The organism is Arthrobacter alpinus, from assembly GCF_001445575.1.
Classification (GTDB): Bacteria; Actinomycetota; Actinomycetes; order Actinomycetales; family Micrococcaceae; genus Specibacter; species Specibacter alpinus_C.
The window spans coordinates 3,389,336-3,409,894 of sequence record NZ_CP013200.1; the positions used below are offsets into that span (position 1 = coordinate 3,389,336).

Sequence of the window (20,559 nt, forward strand, 5' to 3'; positions counted from 1 at the left end):
AATTATTCAGCAGCACCTTCGGTAACTACTTCTTCAGCGACTTCCTCGTCACCGGCAACAACCGGTGAGAGTGAGAGCTTGCCGCGGTCATCGATCTTGGTGATTTCCACCTGAATCTTCTGCCCAACGGAAACTACGTCATCTACGTTGTCCACGCGCTTGCCGTCGGCTAGCTTGCGGAGCTCGGAGATGTGCAGCAGACCATCCTTGCCCGGTGTGAGCGAAATGAACGCACCGAACGTAGTGGTCTTAACAACTGTGCCCAGGTAACGCTCGCCGATCTCAGGAACCTGAGGGTTGGCGATGGCGTTGATCGCTGAACGAGCGGCGTCAGCTGACGGACCGTTCGTTGCCCCGATGTAAACCGTGCCGTCATCTTCAATGGAGATGTCAGCGCCGGTGTCTTCCTGGATCTGGTTGATCATCTTGCCCTTCGGCCCAATGACCTCGCCGATCTTATCCACGGGGATCTTGACCGCGATGACGCGAGGAGCGAACTCAGAGAGCTCGTCCGGAACGTCGATGGCGCTGGTCAGAACGCTGAGGATGTGCAGGCGTGCTTCGCGTGCCTGCTTCAGAGCAGCGGCCAAAACGGAGGCCGGGATGCCGTCAAGCTTGGTGTCCAGCTGGATAGCCGTAACGAACTCGGCGGTACCGGCAACCTTGAAGTCCATGTCGCCGAAAGCATCTTCGGCGCCGAGGATATCGGTCAGGGCAGCGTAGCGAGTCTGGCCATCAACCTGGTCGGAGACCAAGCCCATAGCGATACCTGCAACAGGTGCCTTCAACGGCACACCAGCGTTGAGCAGCGACAGGGTCGATGCGCAAACGGAACCCATGGAGGTGGAGCCGTTAGAGCTCAGTGCCTCGGATACCTGACGGATGGCGTAAGGGAACTCTTCACGCGATGGCAGAACGGGCACGATTGCGCGTTCAGCCAAGGCACCGTGACCGATTTCGCGGCGCTTGGGCGAGCCCACGCGGCCGGTCTCACCGGTGGAGTACGGGGGGAAGTTGTAGTTGTGCATGTAGCGCTTGCGCGTTACCGGGCTCAACGAGTCAATCTGCTGTTCCATCTTGAGCATGTTCAACGTGGTAACACCCAGGATCTGGGTCTCGCCGCGTTCGAAGATAGCCGAACCGTGGACGCGAGGCAGGACCTCAACCTCGGCAGTGAGCTGGCGGATGTCCGTCAGGCCACGGCCGTCGATGCGAATCTGCTCGGTGAGGATGCGCTGGCGGATGACGTGCTTGGTCACGGAGCGGAAAGCTGCTGAGAGCTCCTTTTCGCGTCCTGCGAAGTCGGCGGCCAAAGCGGCAACAGTCTCATCCTTCAAGGCGTCGGAGGCGTTGTCGCGCTCCTGCTTGTCGGCGATGGTGAATACGGCGGCCAGCTTGGTAGCGGCAGCCTTCTCAACGGCGGCGTAAGCATCATCTTCGTAGTCGAGGAAGATGGGGAACGTCACTGTCGGCTTGGCGGCGCGAGCAGCCAAATCAGCCTGAGCTTCACACAGTGCCTTGATGAACGGCTTAGCAGCCTCGAGGCCCTCGGAAACGATCTCTTCGGTAGGAGCCTGGTGGCCCTGTTCCTTGATGAGCTTCCAGGAGTTGTCCGTAGCTTCCGCTTCAACCATCATGATGGCTACATCGTCGCCGGCAACTTTACCGGCAACAACCATGTTGAACACGGCGTTTTCCAGTTCGGAGTGCTTCGGGAAAGCAACCCACTGGGGGCCCTGTCCGTCGTCGATCAAGGCAACGCGAACGCCACCGATGGGGCCGGAGAACGGGAGACCGGAGAGCTGCGTTGACATGGAGGAAGCGTTGATAGCTACCACGTCGTAAAGCACGTCGGGGTTGATGGCCAGAACCGTCACAACGATCTGAACTTCGTTGCGCAGACCCTTGACGAATGCCGGGCGCAACGGGCGGTCCATCAGGCGGCAAGCCAGGATGGCTTCCGTCGAGGGGCGGCCTTCGCGGCGGAAGAAGCTGCCCGGGATGCGGCCAGCAGCGTACATGCGCTCTTCCACATCAACGGTCAGCGGGAAGAAGTCAAAGCCTTCGCGCGGGTGCTTGCCAGCTGAGGTAGCTGAGAGCAATACGGTGTCTTCGTCGATGTAGACCATGGCCGCACCTGCGGCCTGCTGGGCAAGGCGTCCGGTTTCAAAGCGGATGACGCGCTTGCCGTAGCGACCGTTATCAATAACGGCCTCTGAATACTGAATCTCGGGACCCTCCATATGAGAGTCACCTCCATTTCTTGGTAGATGTTCGTCTTTGAACCCCTGTCAAGGATCACCACCGTATATTCGTCCCAGGATCACCACCGGATCATACTGTGGCTCTCTGTACAACATCCGGTCTTCGATCGAGGCCCACGGGCTAGAAGCGTCAAAAAGCTTCGTCCCGGAGGCCACTACCGAGGACCGCGAATGCGTGAATGCGGTGGTTCTTCCTTGCGATGCAGGGATTGGCAGTGCTGGTGTGCCGCACGCCTAAGCGGTCGGCACACCTTTCACAATATAGGTTCCTACACTGTGAAAGGCGGCCTTCCATCACCAAAAGACACGAAGTCTCCGGCAAAAAGGAAGGCCGCCTTGGATCACCTAATTAGCGACGCAGGCCGAGGCGCTCGATGAGCGTACGGTAACGGGCGATGTCGGTGTCCTTGAGGTAACCGAGCAAGCGACGACGACGTCCAACCAGGCCCATGAGGCCGCGGCGGGTGTGGTGATCGTGCTTGTGCATCTTGAGGTGTTCGGTCAGATCGGCAATGCGTCGTGAGAGCATTGCTACCTGAACCTCAGGCGAACCTGTGTCGCCTTCGCTGGTTGCGAAAGCCTGCATGATTTCTTGCTTTACAGCGGCTTCAAGTGCCACAAGTAACTCCTATGAATGTGCCGTGAACACGATTATCTATCTTCGGCGCAATCGCTTGGCCGAACATGGATGAATCTAGCCACCACGGACTGCAGCCAGATTCCACCTTTCAGCTTAGTGCAGAAAGGTTGCTTAAGTCGAAGCAGGTGAGCGAAACGTCACTGTGGTGTTTGACTCAACCAAGAATGGTTCGAGTGTCAACGACGTCTTGGTGCATCTGTTCAATAAGCGCTTCCGGCCCGGTGTAGGCCACCATTCCACGCAGTCGCTGCACAAACTCCACCACCACGTGCTGGCCGTACAGGTTGAATGCCTCGACGGGCTCTTCAGGACGGTCAATGACATAAGCCTCAACCTGGCGGCTGACACCAACAAAGGTGGGGTTCGAGCCAACGGAGATAGCGGCAGGCCAGCGGTGCCCGTGCGTATCAGTCAACCAGCCGGCATAGACCCCGTCAGAGGGGATAATGCCGCACGCATCCGGGGACAGGTTCGCCGTGGGAAATCCAAGTTCACGGCCACGGGCGGCGCCATGCACCACTTCCCCGCTCATGGTGTGTGCGCGGCCAAGGACTTGGGCGGCTGTGTCCACCGCACCCTTGTGCAGGGCCTCGCGTACCCAGGTGGAGGACCAGCGGCGGTCGTGGCCCTCATCATTGACAACCACGACGTCGAAGCCCAACTCCGCGCCCAGGCTCACCATAGTGGTGAGATCCCCGGTGTTGCCTTTGCCGAAGCGGACATCGTGGCCCACCACAACTGCGCATGAGCGCAGCCCGTCAACAAACACACGGCGGACAAACTCTTCGGGAGTCTGTTGTGCGAATTCCAGCGTGTAAGGAAGAACCAGAACGCCGTCCAGACCCAATGCGGCCATGGCCGCGAGCTTGTCGGCTAGTCCCATGATCTGGGCTGGCGCCGTATCCGGGCGATGGATGAGGGCCGGGTGCGGATCAAAGGTCAAGGCCACGGACTTCGCACCGCGGGCCTGCGCTTCGGCACGCACCTGGGCCAGGACTTCCTGGTGCCCCCGGTGGAGCCCATCAAAGTTACCCAGGGTGACCACACACGGGCCAAAGTCCTGGGGAACTTCATCTAATGAGTTCCAAATCTGCACTACGTTTCCTCATTCATTAGGTATTCGGCACGGGGTGGCTGCGCACGAATCAATCACAGATGTCTCAAGCAACTCCAAGATTACCCTTTAGCGACTACTGCTCCGGTCCACGGATGTTGGGGTTGCTGCGGATCCCCCGCTGCCAGTGAGAGCACCCAGCTGTCTGCCGGAGTGCCGCGATCGCTATAAGCACCGCGTAGTTCTCCGTCAAAGCTAAAGCCCAGCTTCCAGGCAAGTTTGCGGCTGGCCCAGTTCGGCGCCATGGCTTGCCAGTGGGCAAAACTGAGATTGAGGTGATTGAAGGCGTAGTCAAGGAGCAACCGCACGGCCGCTTCGGAAGCACCGGTTCCACGGGATGGTGCGCCCATATTAATGCCGATGGATGCTACCCCGGGGTTCTTGCATTGCAAATCAATTGTGCCAAGGAGCTGGTCCGTGGCCGTATCAGCTACGGCGAAGGTCAGCGTATGCCCCTTGCGCCAACCATCGACGGTGATGTTCTTGATGAAGTATTCGGCGTGCTCCAAGGAGTAGTTCAACGGAACAGTGGTCCACCGGACGGCTTCAAGGTCGCGGCAGATCGCGACCAGCGCCGACGCATCGGTCATGGCCAGCGCCCGCAACGTCACGGTAGTGCCGGTGAGTACCGGGGCCACGGGATCCAAATCCAGTTCGCGCTCCTGGCGCAGCTCCCGTTGCTTCCAATGCGCAGCACTCTGGGCATAGACCAAACCGTCGGCCACTTCACCGTCCACGTGCCCGTAGCCGGGGATCTGGGCCGCCAACGTGAATCCGCTGCGCTGCGCCAAGGAGGAACTCCCGCGGTTCCCGGCAGTGCAGTTCCAATGCAAGTGGCTCAAGCCAAGATTTCCAAAAGCGTAGCCGCACAACAGCTCCATGGCTCGCTGCGCCGTTCCGGTGCCACGACCTGACGGCAACATCTTGATGCCGACATGGGCCGATCCCCCGCGCTCGGTGGAAAAGATGTCCTGCAAGCTCAAAGTTCCCATCACTTCGGGGGTTCCTTGATGTAGCTCTTCGATGGCGAAACGCAAGTTGGTGCCGCTCTCCCAGCCGTCGGCAATGTGCCCGTCAATGAATCCGAGGGCCGCACCATTGTCCATGGTGGCCACAGACCCGGTCCACTTAACATTGGCAGGGTCCCGATGGATGGCGGCAAAGGCGTCGGCATCCTCCGCGGTAAAGCGTCGCAGGGTGGTGACGCCATCGCTCAGGGTGGGGTTGGTAGCCACGCTTTCGCGTGAACTCACTTCGCGTCGCGGTGGCGGTACAGCCAGATCAACCCGATGATGGGCAGGAGCAGCGGAATGTAGCCGTAGCCCTGGCCAAACTTGCTCCATACGCTAGCGTGCTGGAATGCGGCCGGATCAAACAGGCTCAGGGCCCCAACCACCAGGACGCCGATGAGCTCAATGCAAATGGCGATCGTAGCAACCTTGGCCCACGTGGCACCGGGCTTGGCCAGGGAGATGGTCGCCACGATGTACACAACGGCTGCAAATGCGGAGAGCGAGTATGCCAAGGGAGCGTCAGCGAACGATGTGGCGATTTGAAAGCTTGCCCGGGCCGTTGCCGAGAGGGCGAAAATACCGTAAACCGCTATCAGCAGGCGTCCGGGGCCAGAGGTCCGTCCCTCTGGAACGTGGCCTGCAGTCTTGTCGGCTTTGCCCGATCCGTTGATGTTGTCGGTGAGGCGCATATTTATAGTCCTAAGAGGGGGTTAAGTGCCTGCGCGGGGACGGCCGTCCCGTACCAAATTTGTCCCATGCGGGCCAGCATGACCACCGAGGTGATACCCACGGCCCCCATGACGTAGTTGGACCAATGGGTGCGTTCCATCATGGCCCAATAGAAGGCGGCCACCGGCAGCATCGCCACGGTGAAGACGTAGCCCCAGAACTCCCACCCTGCACCGGCCAGCGATTCCCCGCTGAGTAGGCGCACGGCGGATGCGATGGCGTAAATGATAATGAAAAGTTCGACGGCGGCCAGGGCCAGCAAGGTGACATCGTTGGGTTTCTTTTCATCACCGCGGCAACGATGCACACGATCGTGGAGGCCAGCCCCACCACCATGCCACTAATGAGCCAAGGGTCCAGCGTCATGCGTTCGGCTCCGAGGAGGTTTCCGTCGTCGCGGAGGCATCAGGCACTGCTGCTGGAACAGGTGCAACTACTGCCGGTGCTGGGTCCGGAGGGAAGACCAAAACAGGCTTGGCGTACCTGCCAGCATCAGCGAGCAGGGCCACCAGCCGACCATCCGGCGCGAAGGCGGCTGCCGGCGCCTCGACGGTGTGGTTACCGTCAACGCTGGGCGGAATGCGCCGACCAAAGGACAGCTCAATGGTCTCCTCAGCCGTCAGTTCACGCACCGGCATCAGGGCGCGGGCGGCATCTGCAATGTCCAGGATGCGTAAATCGCTCGCAAGTTCTTCAAGGGTGCGAGCCTGATCCAAGGTGTACGGTCCCACACCGCTGCGACGCAGCGCCGTCAGGTGGCCGCCAACTCCCAGGCCACTCCCCAAATCACGAGCCAGCGCACGAATATAGGTACCTGAGGAACAGCTCACGGTGACATCTACATCAACCCAGGCAACGCCGTCGTGAGTCTGGATCTCGTCAGTCTGAATCTCGGCAGTCTGGATCTCTGCAGGGTCATTCCCGTCAGTATCGGCCCCGTCAACGTGCGCGGGGGCCTCATGGGTGCCGCGGCGGATGTCCAGGACCTCGAATTCGTGAATGGTGACGGGCCGCGACGCCAGCTTGACGTCTTCGCCGGCGCGCACCCGAGCATAGGCGCGTTCGCCGTTGACCTTGATGGCACTGACGCTGCTGGGGACCTGTTCAATGGGTCCGCGGAGCTGGGCAATGCCGGCCTCGATGGCTTCGTCGGTGACGGCATGTGCGGACGCGGTGTGGGTAACCTCACCCTCGGCGTCGTCGGTGACCGTAGCAACGCCCAGTCTGATGGTGGCCTCATACCTTTTGGAGGTGCCGACAATATAAGTCAGCAGGCGGGTGGCTTTATTGATGCCAACCACCAAAACCCCCGTGGCCATTGGGTCCAAGGTGCCTGCATGTCCCACTTTTCGGGTCCCAGCAAGCCTTCGCATCCGGCCAACCACATCGTGGCTGGTCCATCCCTGCGGTTTATCTACAATTACCAGTCCAGAAAGCACGCTTTGAAGTATATCCGCTCCGGGCACTCCACCATGCTGCGGGGTCCAGATGGTGAGTTGTCCCCATCGCGCACCGGTAGCCTCCTTAGATACGCTATTCGCAGTACTAACTATGCATTGACCAACCTCAGACGGAGAATCATGGCCCAGCTAGCCACCAGCACGTACAAACGATCGATTGCAGCCTTGGGCCTCGGTGCTGCCCTCATGATGGCTCTGACGGGCTGCCTCGGTGGCAGCGCTGACTCCGATTCCAAGCCGGCAGAGTCCGCCGCGGCGCAGGGCACTAACTCAAGTGCCAAGGAATCGGCCCTCGCGGCGCGCGACTCCGAGGTACAGAAGCTTGCCACGGAAACACCTTCAGCCAGTGCCAAAGCGTCCGCCACCAAGGCTGCCGCACCTGCGGCCGGAGCTACCGGTGCGCTCACGCCGCCCGGAACGGCGTTGAAGTTCGGGCAAGTAGCCAAGACGCACACCAACTCCGGCGAGAAGGACACGGAGAAGTACAAGGAAGCCACGTTTGACACCACCGTTACCAAGATCGTGGCCGGCGATCCTGCCGATCTGTCCGAGTTCAAGGACGCTGCGAAGTTCGCCGGCCAGACTCCGTACTACGTGTTCTTTGACTCCAAACTGACATCGCTTTCCAAGCCCTCCGCTGGCATGTCCGAGGGCAGCTTGAACGCCCACCTCAAAGATGGCACCGAAGCGCAGAAACTGATCGTCTTCGGCACCATGGCCGATTGCGAGTCTGGTTCCTTTGATACCGAAGGCAAGGACGACGCTTTCAGCTATGTAGTGGGTTCCACCAAGAGCTCTTGCAGCGTTTTCCTGGCTCCCGCCGGTGACGAAATTACCTCGGCCAGCTACGCCATGACCTCCTTCAACTACGAGAAGTACTCAGATAACAAGTACCTCAAGAACCCCATCACCTGGAGCAAGTAAGCCTTGCTGCACCCATGGCAAGGGGCGCTTCCCTTTCAGGAAGCGCCCCTGCTGCCTGTACCCCACTCTTTGACCAACGCGGTGGCAGTAGTCACCCGATGTCCTCGGCCCGGTGATATCCGCCGAGCTCCCAGCCTTCGCAGAAACGGATTCCCTATGATGCACACCTGGCAGCTTGCCTTCTTGAGATCGAACGAATTCGGTGGTCCCACATGCCTGCTGGTGTCAGGACCTGGCCGAAACCTAGAGAGTGCACGATGAACCGGTTGATTAAGGCGGCGTTGCTCTGCGTTGTTCTGCCCGGCATGGTCCTGCCCAGCGGTTGTTCCGCCCGGCCTTCGATTCCTTCAGCCCAGGAGCCCACCGGGGTAGTCAACGGCAACTCACAGTTCACCCCCACTGGCATCAAGGCCATCAAGGCCAGCCGACAGGCCAGTTTTGACGTCTCCGACCTCCCGCTGGCCATGTCTGCCCTTGGCTTTGCCGAAGGATCGGATGGAATCCTCATCGCAACGGATTCCGAGAAGAAGATCGATGTCAGCATCACAACGCCCAATGGCGTGGTCACCATGACCACTGACACCATCAGAATCAGGCCCGGAGTTCCAACGGAATATGTTGACCACATAGACATGTTTTACCACTTCCCGGACGCTCAGGACGCCAACGCGGAGATTGAACGTGCTTCCAAGGAATTGGGGTTCCGTGCCCTGGACGAATTCACTGGCATCGGACCAGAATTCAAGGATGGTTCCGGCAAATCGAGCTGGAACCCTGGCCTGGGCAACAAAACCGGGACTGTCTTTTCAGTGGAGGCCATCGCAAACCACACCACAGGCAGCTTGACCTGGATTTACTCCATCCAGCTGAGCGACAGATACTACACGCCGGAGGCTGCGGCAGGCATTGCCGAGACCGGCGACTTCGACTACTTCCAAAAGTAATCCCGGCTCACCTAGACGCCCCAGCCTATGAGCTGGCGGCCAAGAATGAGCGTGTGAACCTCGTCCGTGCTCTCATGGCTGAGAACACCCCCACGCAATGCCGTAGCGCGCCTCGTTCAGGCACGCGAAGGGTCCTTTGAGGCCGGTGGGCCCTGAGAGTGTGGGTGGAAAACCTGACGTTCTCGTACCAGTGGTGTGTCGCAGTTTTGTTTCATGCGGGTGCCCACGGCAATCCGGATGGAGACAGTTCGGCGGGTTCATGCGGCACCGCTTAGAACATGGCAAGACTCCACCCCGCCCCCAGATAGTCCTTCAGAGCAGCGACCCCGACACAGGCAACCCATCAAGCAACACTGAGACACACCACCCCGGTGGCGATGCTCGGCTTGATCCCCTCCCGGGCAAAGGTGCGGACCGCTCACGCAAGGCGAGTTCCTCGCTGCTCAGGAGGGAGTCGAAAGAGACCGGGTCTGAGGGATCAACGGCCCGGAGATTTCGGTGTCCGTCATGAAGTCAACACCAGGCCCACCTCTTGCGGGGGAAATACGAACGCCGGGCCTGTCTCCAACATGGAGTTGGAGTCAGGCCCGGCGTCGTTTCTTGAAGAAAGAGCTTACGCCTCTTCGGCGTCGTCTTCGTCCTTCTTGTACGGATCAGCTTCGCCGGCGAACTCTGCGTTGGCAGAGATCTCGGCAAGCTTCGCGTCGCGATCCTTGGCAACCCGCAAAAGGGCTTCCAGGTTCGAGGCGTTCTCCGGGATGACGTCAGCAATGAATTCCAGTGTCGGAGTCAGGCGAACGGTGACGTTCTTTCCAACTTCGGCGCGGAGCACACCCTTGGCGCGCTCGAGACCAATCTTGGCCTCACTCTTCGCCGTGTCATCACCAAATACCGTGTAGTAGATGGTGGCGTGCTGGAGGTCATTGGTGACGCGTGCGTCGGTGACAGTGATGCCCTCAACACGGGGGTCCTTGACCCTGGAGCGAAGACCCTCGGCCACCACAACCTTGATGCGCTGCGCCAGCTTGGACGCGCGGGCTGAATCAGCCATGTTGTTCTCCTTCAAACTTCTAAGACGTGAGACGGTCGTGAAACCATCTTAGGGAAAACAAAGCCGGTTGGGCGCCCCGAAGGACACCCAACCGGCTATGCAACGTTATACGCGGGGCTTCTCGCGCATTTCGAACGTCTGGATGATGTCCTCAGGCTCGAGATCGTTGAACGATCCCAGACCGATACCACACTCGAAGTCGGTGCGGACTTCAGTTGCGTCATCCTTGAAACGCTTGAGCGAGTCAATGGTGAGGTTGTCACCAATGATCTTCCCGGCACGCAGAACGCGAGCCTTGGTGTTACGGCGGATGATGCCGGAGCGGACAATCGAGCCAGCGATGTTGCCGTGCTTGGAGGAGCGGAACACTTCGCGGATTTCCGCGGTGCCCAGCTGGAACTCTTCGTACTCAGGCTTGAGCATGCCCTTAAGAGCCAGCTCAATGTCATCGATGGCGCCGTAGATGACCGAGTAGAAGCGCATGTCCACGCCTTCACGGTCGGCCAGTTCGGCAACACGCTCAGCAGGCTTGACGTTGAAGCCAATGATGATGGCGTTATCAACGGTGGCCAAGTTGACGTCGTTCTGCGTGATGGCACCGACACCGCGGTGGATAACGCGCAGCTGCACGCCTTCGCCAACATCGATCTTGAGCAACGAATCTTCCAGGGCCTCAACGGCACCGGAGACGTCACCCTTGAGGATGAGGTTAAGGGTGTCAACCTTGCCGTCAAGAACGGCCTGGTCGAAGTCTTCCAGGCTGATGCGCTTGCGGCGCTTAGCCAGGGCTGCGTTGCGATCTGCTGCTTCACGCTTTTCAGCGATCTGGCGGGCAGTGCGCTCGTCTCCGGTAACGAAGAAGGTGTCACCTGCGCGGGGAACGTTGGACAGACCCAGCACCTGGACCGGGCGTGAGGGCCCAGCTTCGGAGATGACGTCACCGTTCTCATCGAACATGGCACGAACACGGCCGTGTGCGGTACCGGCAACAATCGTGTCACCGACATGCAAGGTACCGGACTGAACCAGAACCGTTGCCACGGAACCGCGGCCCTTATCCAAGTTCGCTTCGATGGCAATGCCTCGAGCGTCCTTGTTCGGGTTGGCGCGCATGTCCAGGGCAGCGTCAGCGGTCAACAGCACAGCTTCAAGAAGCTCTTCGATGTTGACGCCGTTGCGGGCTGAAACGTCCACGAACATGGTGTCGCCACCGTATTCTTCGGGAACCAAACCGTATTCGGTCAGCTGGCCACGGATCTTCTCCGGGTTTGCGCCTTCCTTATCGATCTTGTTCACAGCAACCACGATCGGCACGCCAGCGGCCTGTGCGTGGTTGAGCGCTTCAACGGTCTGAGGCATAACGCCGTCGTCCGCTGCAACAACCAAGATGACAATGTCGGTGACCTTGGCACCACGAACACGCATGGCGGTGAACGCCTCGTGACCGGGGGTGTCAATGAAGGTGATGCGACGATCGGTACCTTCGTGCTCGTGAAGGATCTGGTAAGCACCGATGTGCTGGGTGATGCCACCGTGCTCGTCGGCAACAACGTCCGACTTGCGGATGGCGTCGAGCAAGCGGGTCTTACCATGGTCAACGTGACCCATGACAGTGACAACCGGCGGGCGAACCTCAAGGTCATCGTCGCCTTCTGCTTCGAGCTCGGCATCGAAGTCGATGTCAAAGCTGCTGAGCAGTTCGCGCTCTTCGTCCTCGGGGGAAACAACCTGAACCTTGTAGCCCAGCTCGACACCCAAAAGTGCGAAGGTTTCTTCATCCAGCGACTGGGTAGCAGTTGCCATTTCACCGAGGTGGAACAGTACCGTTACCAGTGCTGCCGGGTTTGCCTCGATCTTGTCGGCGAAGTCGGTGATGGAGGCACCGCGGCGCAAACGCACCACAGTTTCGCCATTACCGCGGGGTACCGATACGCCACCAAGTGAAGGAGCACTCATCTGCTCTAGCTCTTGGCGCTTGGCACGCTTCGACTTACGCTGCTTGCCACGGCCTGCGCCGCCCTTACCGAAGGCACCCTGGGTACCGCCGCGACCGCGACCACCCTTGCCGAAGCCACCACCGGCGGGAGCTCCACCTGGAGTGCCACCGGGAGTTGCGCCGGGAGCCCCCGGACGTCCACGGCCCGGAGCACCGGGACGGTCGTTGCCGCGACCGGGCGCAGCGGGGCGCTCGGTCCTGTTAGGCATCATGCCGGGAGTGGGTCGGGGACCACCGGGACGCGGAGCGCCGGGACGGGGTCCACCAGTACCAGCGGCACCTGCCGGACGCGGAGCGCCCGGACGGGGTGCGCCTGCCGGCGGGCGGGGACCACCCGGACGGGGGCCTGCAGCGCCGGCTTCGGCGTTGCGAGCTGAGCCCGGACGGGGCATGCCCTGTGACGGTGCAAACGGGTTGTTGCCGGGGCGCGGAGCACCAGCACCGGCACCTGCGCCTGCGGGGCGCGGCGAACCGGCACCTGCGGGACGCGGAGCACGGTTGTCGCCGCCACGGTTGTCCGAACGCTCATTGCGTTCGTTACGTGCACCGGAGCGGGGCATGCCCTGAGAGGTAGCGAAGGGGTTGTTTCCGGGGCGCGGAGCACCGGGAGTAGCCGACTTCGCAGCCGGGGCAGCCTTCGGGCCGGAGCAGGCGCTGCGGGGGCAGCCGAAGGAGCAGCGGGAGCTACCTGCGCGGGTGCCGGTGCAACCGGAGCCGCCGGGGCAGCAGCAACGGGAGCCGGAGCTGCCGGGGTTGCTTTTGCACCGGGCTTGGCAGCTGATGCTGCCTTGGGGCCCGGAACTGCTGCACCGGATGCTGCGGGTGCCTTGGGCGCAGCAGCCGCAGGGGCTGCCTCCGCCTTCGGTGCCGCTACCGGCGTTGCTGCTGCAGGCGTTGCCGCAGCGGCATTAGCTGCTGCGGGGAATGCGTCGCGAAGCTTCTTCACGACGGGGGCCTCAATGGTGGATGATGCTGAGCGAACGAATTCGCCCATCTCCTGCAGTTTCGATACTGCTTCTTTTGAGGTGATGCCGAGCTCTTTTGCAAGCTCGTGTACGCGGGCCTTGGCCACATTTCTCCTGTCTCGGCCCGCACCGGACAGGTACGAACCGCTTAATTCTTACTGCGACGTTCCATGTCGGAACGCGCGGCGTGAGAGCACATGAAGATGCTCATTTTTGGGCACTCATCGCTGGGTACTCATCGGGTTTCCATCGGTTTTTCTGACCCGCTTTCACAAAAGGGACAATTGGTTCGTAACTTACTTACTCTGCCGAAGGTGGCAAATTCTGTTGCGCAAACGCCTCGACGTCAGACAGTTTGGTGACCCCCGGAAGGGCCCTGCCAACGGCGCGGCGTTTGATCGCCAGGTTCCAGCATTCAAGGATGGGGTGCAGCCAAGCACCCCGCCCAGGCATACGACGGCGCACATCAACCAACGCTTCCAGTTCACCAGAAGAGTTGCTTGAGCGCACTAGACGTACAAGCTGGATCCGGTCTGAGGTCTTCCGGCACCCAATGCATGTCCGCACAGCCTGGCTGGAATCAGTCGCTTCGCTTTGCGCTGCTACTGCGTTCTTAGCCAATTCTGCTGTGCCTTCGTGCTCTTTGAATGCCGGGACCGAATCAGGCCCGGTTCCTTTAAGTCTACCGCGCCGCTTGACCGCTTACCTAAACCGCCGCGGCGTCGGAGACGATGTCAATGCGCCATCCGGTGAGCTTGGCGGCCAGACGCGCGTTCTGGCCTTCCTTACCAATGGCCAAAGACAGCTGATAATCAGGGACCACAACTCGCGCAGAGCGTGCCGCCTCATCAACGATGGTGACCGATATCACCTTCGATGGGGACAGGGAATTGGCGATGAAAGTTGCCGGATCCTCGTGGAAGTCCACGATGTCGATCTTTTCGTCGTTGAGCTCGGTCATGACTGCACGGACGCGTGAACCCATCTCGCCAATGCAGGAGCCCTTGGCGTTGACGCTGGCCTTGTGAGCCTGCACGGCAATCTTGGTGCGGTGGCCAGCTTCACGGGCCAAGGCAACGATCTCGACCGTGCCGTCGGCAATCTCAGGAACTTCCATTTCGAAGAGCTTGCGTACCAGGCCCGGGTGTGAGCGGGACAAGGTGATGGCGGGACCCTTGGTACCGCGGTGCACCTCAACAACGAAGGTGCGGATGCGGTTACCGTGGCGGTAATCTTCACCGGGAACCTGCTCGTTCGGAGGCAGTACACCTTCAACGGCACCCAGATCAATCTGGATCATGTTGGGGTTGTTACCCTGCTGGATCTGGCCGGAGACCAGCTCGCCTTCCTTGCCGCGGTATTCACCCACAACGTTGTCATCTTCCGCATCGCGCAGGCGCTGCAGAATCACCTGGCGTGCGGTGCTGGCGGCGATGCGACCAAAGCCCTTGGGGGTGTCTTCAAATTCACCAATGGCAGCACCGTCGTCGTCGAGCTCGGCAGCCCAAATGGTGACGTGTCCGCTCTTGCGGTCAATCTCAGCGCGGGCCATCTCGTGGCAGCCCGGTGACTTGTGGTAGGCCATCAGCAGGGCCTGCTCAATGGTGGGAATCAGCAGTTCCACGGGGATTTCCCGCTGGCGCTCCAGTTCTCGCAGCGCACTCATATCTATATCCATAGTCAGCTTCCCTCTCCATCGACAGCGTTGCCGCCCGTCGGTTCAAATTCCAAGTCCAGCTCTGCCTCATCCAGGCGAGCAAATTCCAGTTCCACAACACCACGACGGATCACCGAAAACAAGACTTTTTCCGGTTCACCCTGCTTCGGCTTCATACCCTTTTTAACCGGCAGTTCGGGCTTGAACAACACACCTTCATCGTCCACGTCGAGAACGCGGCCCATGAAGTTTTCCCGGTCGGTTGCGTTGACCTTGACCATGCGGCCCAGAGCTCGGCGCCAGTGGCGGGGCTCAGTCAGCGGCCGGGTGGCTCCAGGGGAGGAGATTTCCAGGTCGAAAGGCTTGCCGTCATCGTTGGGGTCTGCGTCCATGGCTTCAGAGAGCACTCGGGAAACGGCGGAAATGGCGTCGAGGCCGACCCGCCGCTTTCACCCTCGGGCAGGTCGACAATCACCGAAACTGTGCGGTGGGTACCGGCAAAGTGAACCTTGACTTCTTCAAGGAACAGTTCGGAAGCAGCCACTGTAGGGGCAAGAAACACGTGCAATCTTTGGGCTTCAGCTATTGAATCCATGGCTGAGGGCGTGTTCCCTGAGCGTGCGGCCGTTTTGGGCCTATCTGGCTTGGTCATAAAAACGCACGCCTCCCTATTGATGATGTTGTAGATATATAGACTACCGAGTTTCCACCCCTCCCGCTGAACGATGAGGGTGTGAGTATGAACGCATTCGGCATTGCCTGCGTCATCAGGGGCCGCGAAGGTGTGCACCGTACAGGGCAGTCGTGAGATGATCAACGGTTGTGACCAACACCAATTCCCCGGCTGAGCCCACCCCGTCGAATCCAGCCGCTGGCACCACTGCCGCTGCCGTCACTGGCAAGCCTTTCCGCAAGGCCCCTCGACGCGCCACCTCGGCTGCCGGCGCGCCCCTTGCCACGTCGTCCCCGGCTCCGGCTCTGCTGGTCATTGATGCCAGCGGCATGATTGTGCCGCCCCCTGTAGCGCCCGCTCCCGAGTCCCCTAACCTTGGTGCGCTTGATTCGCTTGAAACGTTCGACGCCGGCACCGCGCCTTCCCCCGACGCCGCAGCTATAGATGTACTCGAGACAGACGGTGCGCCAGTTGAGCCAGAGACGGTCATTGCCGCCGAGACAGCTGCTGAGGACGCGGTTGAGGCTGAACCGACGCCCCTTGAGCGCAAATCCGAGCCGGCCGAGGCTCAAACTCCCCTCGACGCTGACACTGTAACGACAGCCGCCGATGGCGCGGATGCGGGCACAGAAGCCAACAACGACGCTGATGCTGGCACTGACACTGCGCTGGTGGTCGAGGAGAAAATCGCCGCAGAAGAGCCTGACAAAGCAGTCCCTGCCGAAGTCGTCGCGGCTGAGCGAACCGGCGTTGAACCTGGCGATGACATGGCAACTTCCACCCAAACCCTCGAAGCCGGTGTTCCTGACAGTGAACGTCCTGACAGCGAGGTGAGCGTTGAAGGAACGGCACCGTCGGACGCCACGCTGTCCGATCCCGACTCCATAGCCGATACTCAAGCCACTACAGACGCAGCTGTAGCTACCGCTTCTGAATCTGATGCTGCTGATACTGACACTGTTGAATCTGTCCCTGCTGAAACAGACACTGCCGCTGCGCCGATTTCACGTCGTGAACGCCGGCTGGCGGAGCAACAAGCCGAAAATGGCGGCGCGCCTGTTGCTGCCCTCTCCGCTACAGAGAATGTAGGCGGGGGAAGCTCCGGCCCCGATGACACAGACGCTGACTCCGACAGCGACAGCGACAACGACAGCCAAGAATCGGCAGATTCCACACAGCGGGCCTCCGCGGCGAAATCCAAGCCGCGCACCAAGCGCAATCGCTTTGTGGCCGCTATCCGCGGCTGTTCTTCTTGCTGGTCATATCCGCAGTGGTGGTGGCCACGGGAACCGTGCTGTCGGGGCCAGAGGTGGACGTGGCCCACGATTCGCCAACTCAACGCCAGCGCCAAGCAGCCTGGGAAGCAACCAGCACGCTGCAAGCAAGTGCCCTCACCTTGGCAGATGCAGCAACCACTCCTATGGTGCGCAAGGAACTATCCACCACCGCCGCACACTTGGGGCTCCAGGCTGCGGCACTCAGCGATGGCCTGCCCAGTGATGGACCAACAGCAACAACAACGGCACCGGCGGCATCAACCATCGCCGAACTCCTCCAGGGCCTCGCAGCAAATGCCGATTCGCTCCTGACTAACGCGCAAACAGCGCAGAGCTCCTTGGGCCGCGTCTTTGCCTCCGTCGGCACCAGCCAGCTCCTGCAAGCCGAACAACTGGGGTCCGCCCTAGGTGCTGCCGTACCGGCTTCCGCATTTCTGCCAGCAAAAGTTAGCTTCGCCGTCCCGACCGGCCCCCAATGCTCCTCGACTCTGGAGCCGCGTCCCGGCGTCACCGTCGATTCAGCATTGACCGCCGCGGCCTTGGCCGAGCAAAAAGCCGTCTACGCCTATCAGGTGGCCACCACCCGATTCACCGAACCACAATTTAGCAAGTCGAAGGCGCTCTTGACCCGGCACCAGGAAAAGCTGGAAGTCCTCAACGAGGAACTACGCCTGCGCTGCCTCCCCCCGGCAGCACCTGTAGCAGGATTCGCGCTCGATTCCAGCTTTACGAAACTACCTAAGCAAGCACTCAGCACTCTCGAGTTGGAGCTCGGTGCCATCTACGCCGATTTGGCAGCCGTAAGCACCGAGAACAGCACCGGCGTACCCCCGCTGCCGAGGCCACGGCTACGACTACAACTGCGGCCGCAGCAGACACCACGCAGCAGTCCTTCAACGGCAGTAACCTCCGGGAAATTGCCGTTTTGTGGTTACTGGATTCAATCCAGACACACACCTTCTGGGGCGGAACCGTTGACGCTTTGCCGGGCATCGAGAAAGAAGCCCCAACAGCGCTGAGCCCGCCCACTAACTGAGGGCAGGCAAGCCTTCGCGAGGACATCCTTTCCTTGCTAGCGGCGATTTAGCTGCGGTGCTTAGCTTGTTCGTATGAAGCGCACCCAAGAGCTGACACGACCCGAGAGCTCTCCGTAGCCGGGGAAATTGCACAACGACTGAATTGGTTGCGAGCCGGCGTACTCGGTGCCAATGACGGCATTGTCTCTGTGGCTGCCGTGGTGGTCGGCGTTGCCGGGGCCACCCATGGAACCGGAGCCATCCTCACCGCCGGCGCGGCTGCCCTTGTGGGCGGGGCCATCTCCATGGCACTGGGTGAGTATGTCTCTGTCAGTAGCCAGAGCGACAGTCAAAAGGCCCTGATCGCCAGCACTCATGAAGCGCTTCAACGTGCGCCTGAGCAGGGACTCTCTGAGTTGGCACAAACCTATGAAAACAAGGGCCTCTCCCCCGCCACGGCCGCCCTGATAGCTCGGGAACTCAGCGAACATGACGTACTTGCGGCGCACTTGTCAGCCAAACTCAACCTCGATGCGGAAGATGTTGTCAGTCCCTGGCATGCAGCCTTCGCCTCCGCCATAGCCTTCACTTTGGGCGCCATTTTGCCCATGCTAGCGATCCTGCTGCCGCCGGAAGGTGCCCGCGTCCCGGTAACGTTCGTGGCAGTCCTGCTCGCTTTGGGCGTCACCGGGTGGATCGGCGCTGTCATCGGCGGCAGCCCGCGCGTCAAGGCGGCAGTCCGGGTGGTGCTGGGCGGAGCGCTGGCCCTCGCAGCAACCTTCGCGATCGGCAGCCTGTTGGGAGCCAGCGGCCTGGTCGGCTGATTCTTACGCGCCGTCCTGAAAGTGAATTTTCAACGCACGACGGCGGTGGGCTCGTCTAGGTGCCAACGGATAGGCTCGTTACTGTGAGCATCAATGTACAAATCCCCGAGCCGCTGCAGCGGCGGCACCGTCAGACTCTTGAAGGCCGGGCGTGGTTGGGACACGTGCCGGCTTTCCTTCATCAGGCCCTTGAACAGTGGCAGCTGGACGTTGATCTGCCCTCAGGCGCTCTTCCTTGGCACGGTCATACCGGAATTGTGGTGCCGGTGCGGACCTCCGGCGGCGCCCCGGCTGCACTGAAACTGGCGTTCCCGCACGACGAAGCCCTGCTGGAACCTCTCGCCCTCTCCTTGTGGGGTGGCCATGGCGCTGTGACCCTGCTGGACAGTGACGCGTCTCTGGGCGCCTTACTCATGGAGCGCCTAGATCAATCACGTCCACTCCTGCAAATCCCCATGGATGAAGCCATCGCAGTGTGGGGAAAGCTGCTGAAGGACTTATCGATCCGTCCGGACGAGCGCCCGAATGGCGGCTCATTCCACAAGTCGCGGCCACAGCCGAAAGGTACTGCGACGAGCTCCCCCAACGATGGGCCGATCTGGCTGAACCGTTTCCGCGTTGGTTGCTCGAAGCCGCCTTGGAGGTCTGCCAGACGCACGGAGCGGTTTCTCGCCGCAGCAACAATGATGTTTTGGTCCATACGGACCTCCACTACCTGAACATTCTGGCCAAGACCGGTACATCCGCCGCAGGTGAAGCTGACGCAAAAGAGTACGTGGCCATCGACCCACAAGCCCAAGTAGGCGATGCCGAGTTTGCCGTAGCCCCGTGCCTGTGGAACAGGCTGGAGGATTTGCCGCACCGAAACGCAGAAGCCGGGCTACGCCGTCGTGCTTCACATCTTGCGCAGGCAGCCGGGCTGGACGAAGAGCTCACGGTGGCGTGGACGATTGTTCGCGAAGTCGAAAACGCACTCTGCTATTTGGAAGAGGCCGAGAATAGTGGTGATGCCCAGAGATCGCTCTGGGTTGCGAGCACCATGGCTGGCAAGACGCTGCCGGATTTACCCGCGGCTCATGAGCTCAAAGCCCTTCACTAAGGGCACCGCCTGGGTACCGTCTTAGCGGTGCAAGACGTTCTCGTTGACCACGTCAATGCCTAGTTTGATGATGAGGACGCCCACCACCACCAGGAAAACAACCCGGATGAACTTGCTGCCCTGCTTCACGGCCATCCGTGCGCCGAGGTAGCCGCCAGCCATGTTGGCCCCTCCCAGAATCAGACCGATTCCCCAGAGCAATGAGCCGTGCGGGAGGAAGAACATCAATGCCCCGGCGTTCGTGGCCAGGTTGACGATCTTCGCCTTGGCGCTGGCCTCGAGGAACGCATACCCCATGAGGCTGACCATGGCGATGACCAGGAAGGATCCGGTGCCGGGTCCTATCAGGCCGTCGTAAAAACCGATGAGGCCGCCGATGCATGCGGCCACGATGTAATGTTTGCGACCTGAATGCCTCAGCGCCGTCAGCTCACCCATGCTGGGTTTGAATGCCGTGAAGAGGAGCACCGCAACGAGTGCCACAACAATGATGGGTTTGAAGACCGAGCCCGGCAAACTGGCGGCCACCACGGCACCACCCACGCTGCCTAGGAGGGCAACCCCCGCCATGGGCAGGGCTGTGCGCATATCCGGTTTCACACGCCGGTAGTACGTCACGGAGCTGGTGGCCGTGCCGAAGATCGAACCCATCTTATTTGTAGCCAGTGCCTGCACAGGCGTAATTCCCGGGATCATCAGCATCACGGGCAGCTGAATGAGACCGCCCCCGCCCACCACGGCATCAATCCAGCCGGCAGCAAACCCGGCCACAATGATCAACAAGAGCGTGGCTAGCGTGAGGTGTTCAAACCCGGAAATCATGGAGTCCTATCTGGGGACGTCGAAGGACCCGGCGCACACGAGAGCCAGCAGCCCCGGCGCGGGGATGGATTTCCACGCGCGGGCACCGGTG

18 protein-coding genes and 2 pseudogenes are annotated in these 20,559 nt (G+C 60.7%); 7 read left to right on the plus strand and 13 right to left on the minus strand.

The genetic code is table 11. From position 1 onward, the window contains the following. Positions 1-2: 2 nt before the first annotated feature. From AS189_RS15150 to truB, 7 genes are all read right to left on the minus strand, one after another. Positions 3-2,243: a polyribonucleotide nucleotidyltransferase gene (locus tag AS189_RS15150; protein ID WP_062290692.1), complete on the minus strand. Its 2,241-nt coding sequence runs from the start codon at positions 2,241-2,243 to the stop codon at positions 3-5. A gap of 370 nt (positions 2,244-2,613) precedes the next feature. Continuing rightward, positions 2,614-2,883 carry a 30S ribosomal protein S15 gene (gene rpsO, locus AS189_RS15155; protein WP_062290695.1) on the minus strand — a complete coding sequence of 90 codons (270 nt, stop codon included), beginning with the start codon at positions 2,881-2,883 and terminating at the stop codon, positions 2,614-2,616. A 175-nt stretch (positions 2,884-3,058) separates the two neighbouring features. Further along, complete coding sequence (locus tag AS189_RS15160) at positions 3,059-4,000, minus strand: bifunctional riboflavin kinase/FAD synthetase (protein ID WP_062290698.1); 942 nt, start codon at positions 3,998-4,000, stop codon at positions 3,059-3,061. Positions 4,001-4,080: 80 nt separating this feature from the next. After that, positions 4,081-5,271: a GNAT family N-acetyltransferase gene (locus tag AS189_RS20055; RefSeq protein WP_062290701.1), complete on the minus strand. Its 1,191-nt coding sequence runs from the start codon at positions 5,269-5,271 to the stop codon at positions 4,081-4,083. Continuing rightward, positions 5,268-5,720, minus strand: coding sequence for a hypothetical protein (locus AS189_RS15170; RefSeq protein WP_062290704.1), 453 nt, complete (start codon positions 5,718-5,720; stop codon positions 5,268-5,270). The genes AS189_RS20055 and AS189_RS15170 overlap by 4 nt, the downstream gene beginning before the upstream one ends. Positions 5,721-5,722: 2 nt before the next feature. After that, positions 5,723-6,022, minus strand: coding sequence for a hypothetical protein (locus AS189_RS15175; RefSeq protein ID WP_337589180.1), 300 nt, complete (start codon positions 6,020-6,022; stop codon positions 5,723-5,725). Between the two features lie 100 nt (positions 6,023-6,122). After that, on the minus strand, positions 6,123-7,199 hold the full coding sequence (truB, locus tag AS189_RS15180; protein WP_062290707.1) for a tRNA pseudouridine(55) synthase TruB: 1,077 nt from the start codon (positions 7,197-7,199) through the stop codon (positions 6,123-6,125). Positions 7,200-7,340: 141 nt separating this feature from the next. On the opposite strand from truB, the gene AS189_RS15185 reads away from it, so the two are divergent. Together AS189_RS15185 and AS189_RS15190 are read left to right on the plus strand one after the other, a co-directional pair. Further along, a complete protein-coding gene (locus AS189_RS15185) occupies positions 7,341-8,144 on the plus strand; it encodes a hypothetical protein (RefSeq protein WP_062290710.1) in 804 nt (267 codons plus the stop codon). 257 nt (positions 8,145-8,401) lie between these two features. After that, positions 8,402-9,088 (plus strand): hypothetical protein, encoded by a 687-nt coding sequence (locus AS189_RS15190; protein ID WP_062290713.1) that lies wholly within the window; start codon positions 8,402-8,404, stop codon positions 9,086-9,088. A gap of 613 nt (positions 9,089-9,701) precedes the next feature. Here AS189_RS15190 and rbfA read toward each other — a convergent pair. The 5 genes and pseudogenes from rbfA to rimP form a co-directional block, all read right to left on the minus strand. After that, entirely contained in the window at positions 9,702-10,139 is a 438-nt protein-coding gene (rbfA, locus tag AS189_RS15195; protein ID WP_062290716.1) for a 30S ribosome-binding factor RbfA, read from the minus strand. Positions 10,140-10,244: 105 nt separating this feature from the next. Then, a pseudogene (gene infB, locus AS189_RS15200) lies at positions 10,245-13,207 on the minus strand (translation initiation factor IF-2). Positions 13,208-13,400: 193 nt separating this feature from the next. Then, positions 13,401-13,667 carry a YlxR family protein gene (locus AS189_RS19605; protein ID WP_258068576.1) on the minus strand — a complete coding sequence of 89 codons (267 nt, stop codon included), beginning with the start codon at positions 13,665-13,667 and terminating at the stop codon, positions 13,401-13,403. Between the two features lie 139 nt (positions 13,668-13,806). Next, on the minus strand, positions 13,807-14,778 hold the full coding sequence (gene nusA, locus AS189_RS15205; RefSeq protein WP_062290720.1) for a transcription termination factor NusA: 972 nt from the start codon (positions 14,776-14,778) through the stop codon (positions 13,807-13,809). Between the two features lie 2 nt (positions 14,779-14,780). Continuing rightward, positions 14,781-15,409 (minus strand): annotated as a pseudogene (gene rimP / locus AS189_RS21335) (ribosome maturation factor RimP). A 170-nt stretch (positions 15,410-15,579) separates the two neighbouring features. Between rimP and AS189_RS20285 the strand changes: the two are divergent. The 5 genes from AS189_RS20285 to AS189_RS21180 all read left to right on the plus strand — a co-directional run bounded on the left by AS189_RS20285 (position 15,580) and on the right by AS189_RS21180 (position 19,646). After that, positions 15,580-17,019 carry a hypothetical protein gene (locus AS189_RS20285; RefSeq protein WP_062290723.1) on the plus strand — a complete coding sequence of 480 codons (1,440 nt, stop codon included), beginning with the start codon at positions 15,580-15,582 and terminating at the stop codon, positions 17,017-17,019. Positions 17,020-17,045: 26 nt separating this feature from the next. Beyond that, entirely contained in the window at positions 17,046-17,726 is a 681-nt protein-coding gene (locus AS189_RS15220) for a DUF4439 domain-containing protein (RefSeq protein WP_062290726.1), read from the plus strand. A gap of 143 nt (positions 17,727-17,869) precedes the next feature. Beyond that, positions 17,870-18,547 (plus strand): VIT1/CCC1 transporter family protein, encoded by a 678-nt coding sequence (locus AS189_RS15225; protein WP_062290729.1) that lies wholly within the window; start codon positions 17,870-17,872, stop codon positions 18,545-18,547. Between the two features lie 83 nt (positions 18,548-18,630). After that, positions 18,631-19,266, plus strand: a complete 636-nt coding sequence (locus tag AS189_RS21175; RefSeq protein WP_337589181.1) for an aminoglycoside phosphotransferase family protein — start codon at positions 18,631-18,633, stop codon at positions 19,264-19,266. Beyond that, complete coding sequence (locus tag AS189_RS21180; RefSeq protein WP_337589182.1) at positions 19,239-19,646, plus strand: aminoglycoside phosphotransferase family protein; 408 nt, start codon at positions 19,239-19,241, stop codon at positions 19,644-19,646. Before AS189_RS21175 ends, AS189_RS21180 begins: the two co-directional genes overlap by 28 nt. A gap of 21 nt (positions 19,647-19,667) precedes the next feature. Here AS189_RS21180 and AS189_RS15235 read toward each other — a convergent pair whose 3' ends face one another. Continuing rightward, positions 19,668-20,468: a sulfite exporter TauE/SafE family protein gene (locus AS189_RS15235; RefSeq protein ID WP_062290731.1), complete on the minus strand. Its 801-nt coding sequence runs from the start codon at positions 20,466-20,468 to the stop codon at positions 19,668-19,670. Between the last annotated feature and the right edge of the window lie 91 nt (positions 20,469-20,559).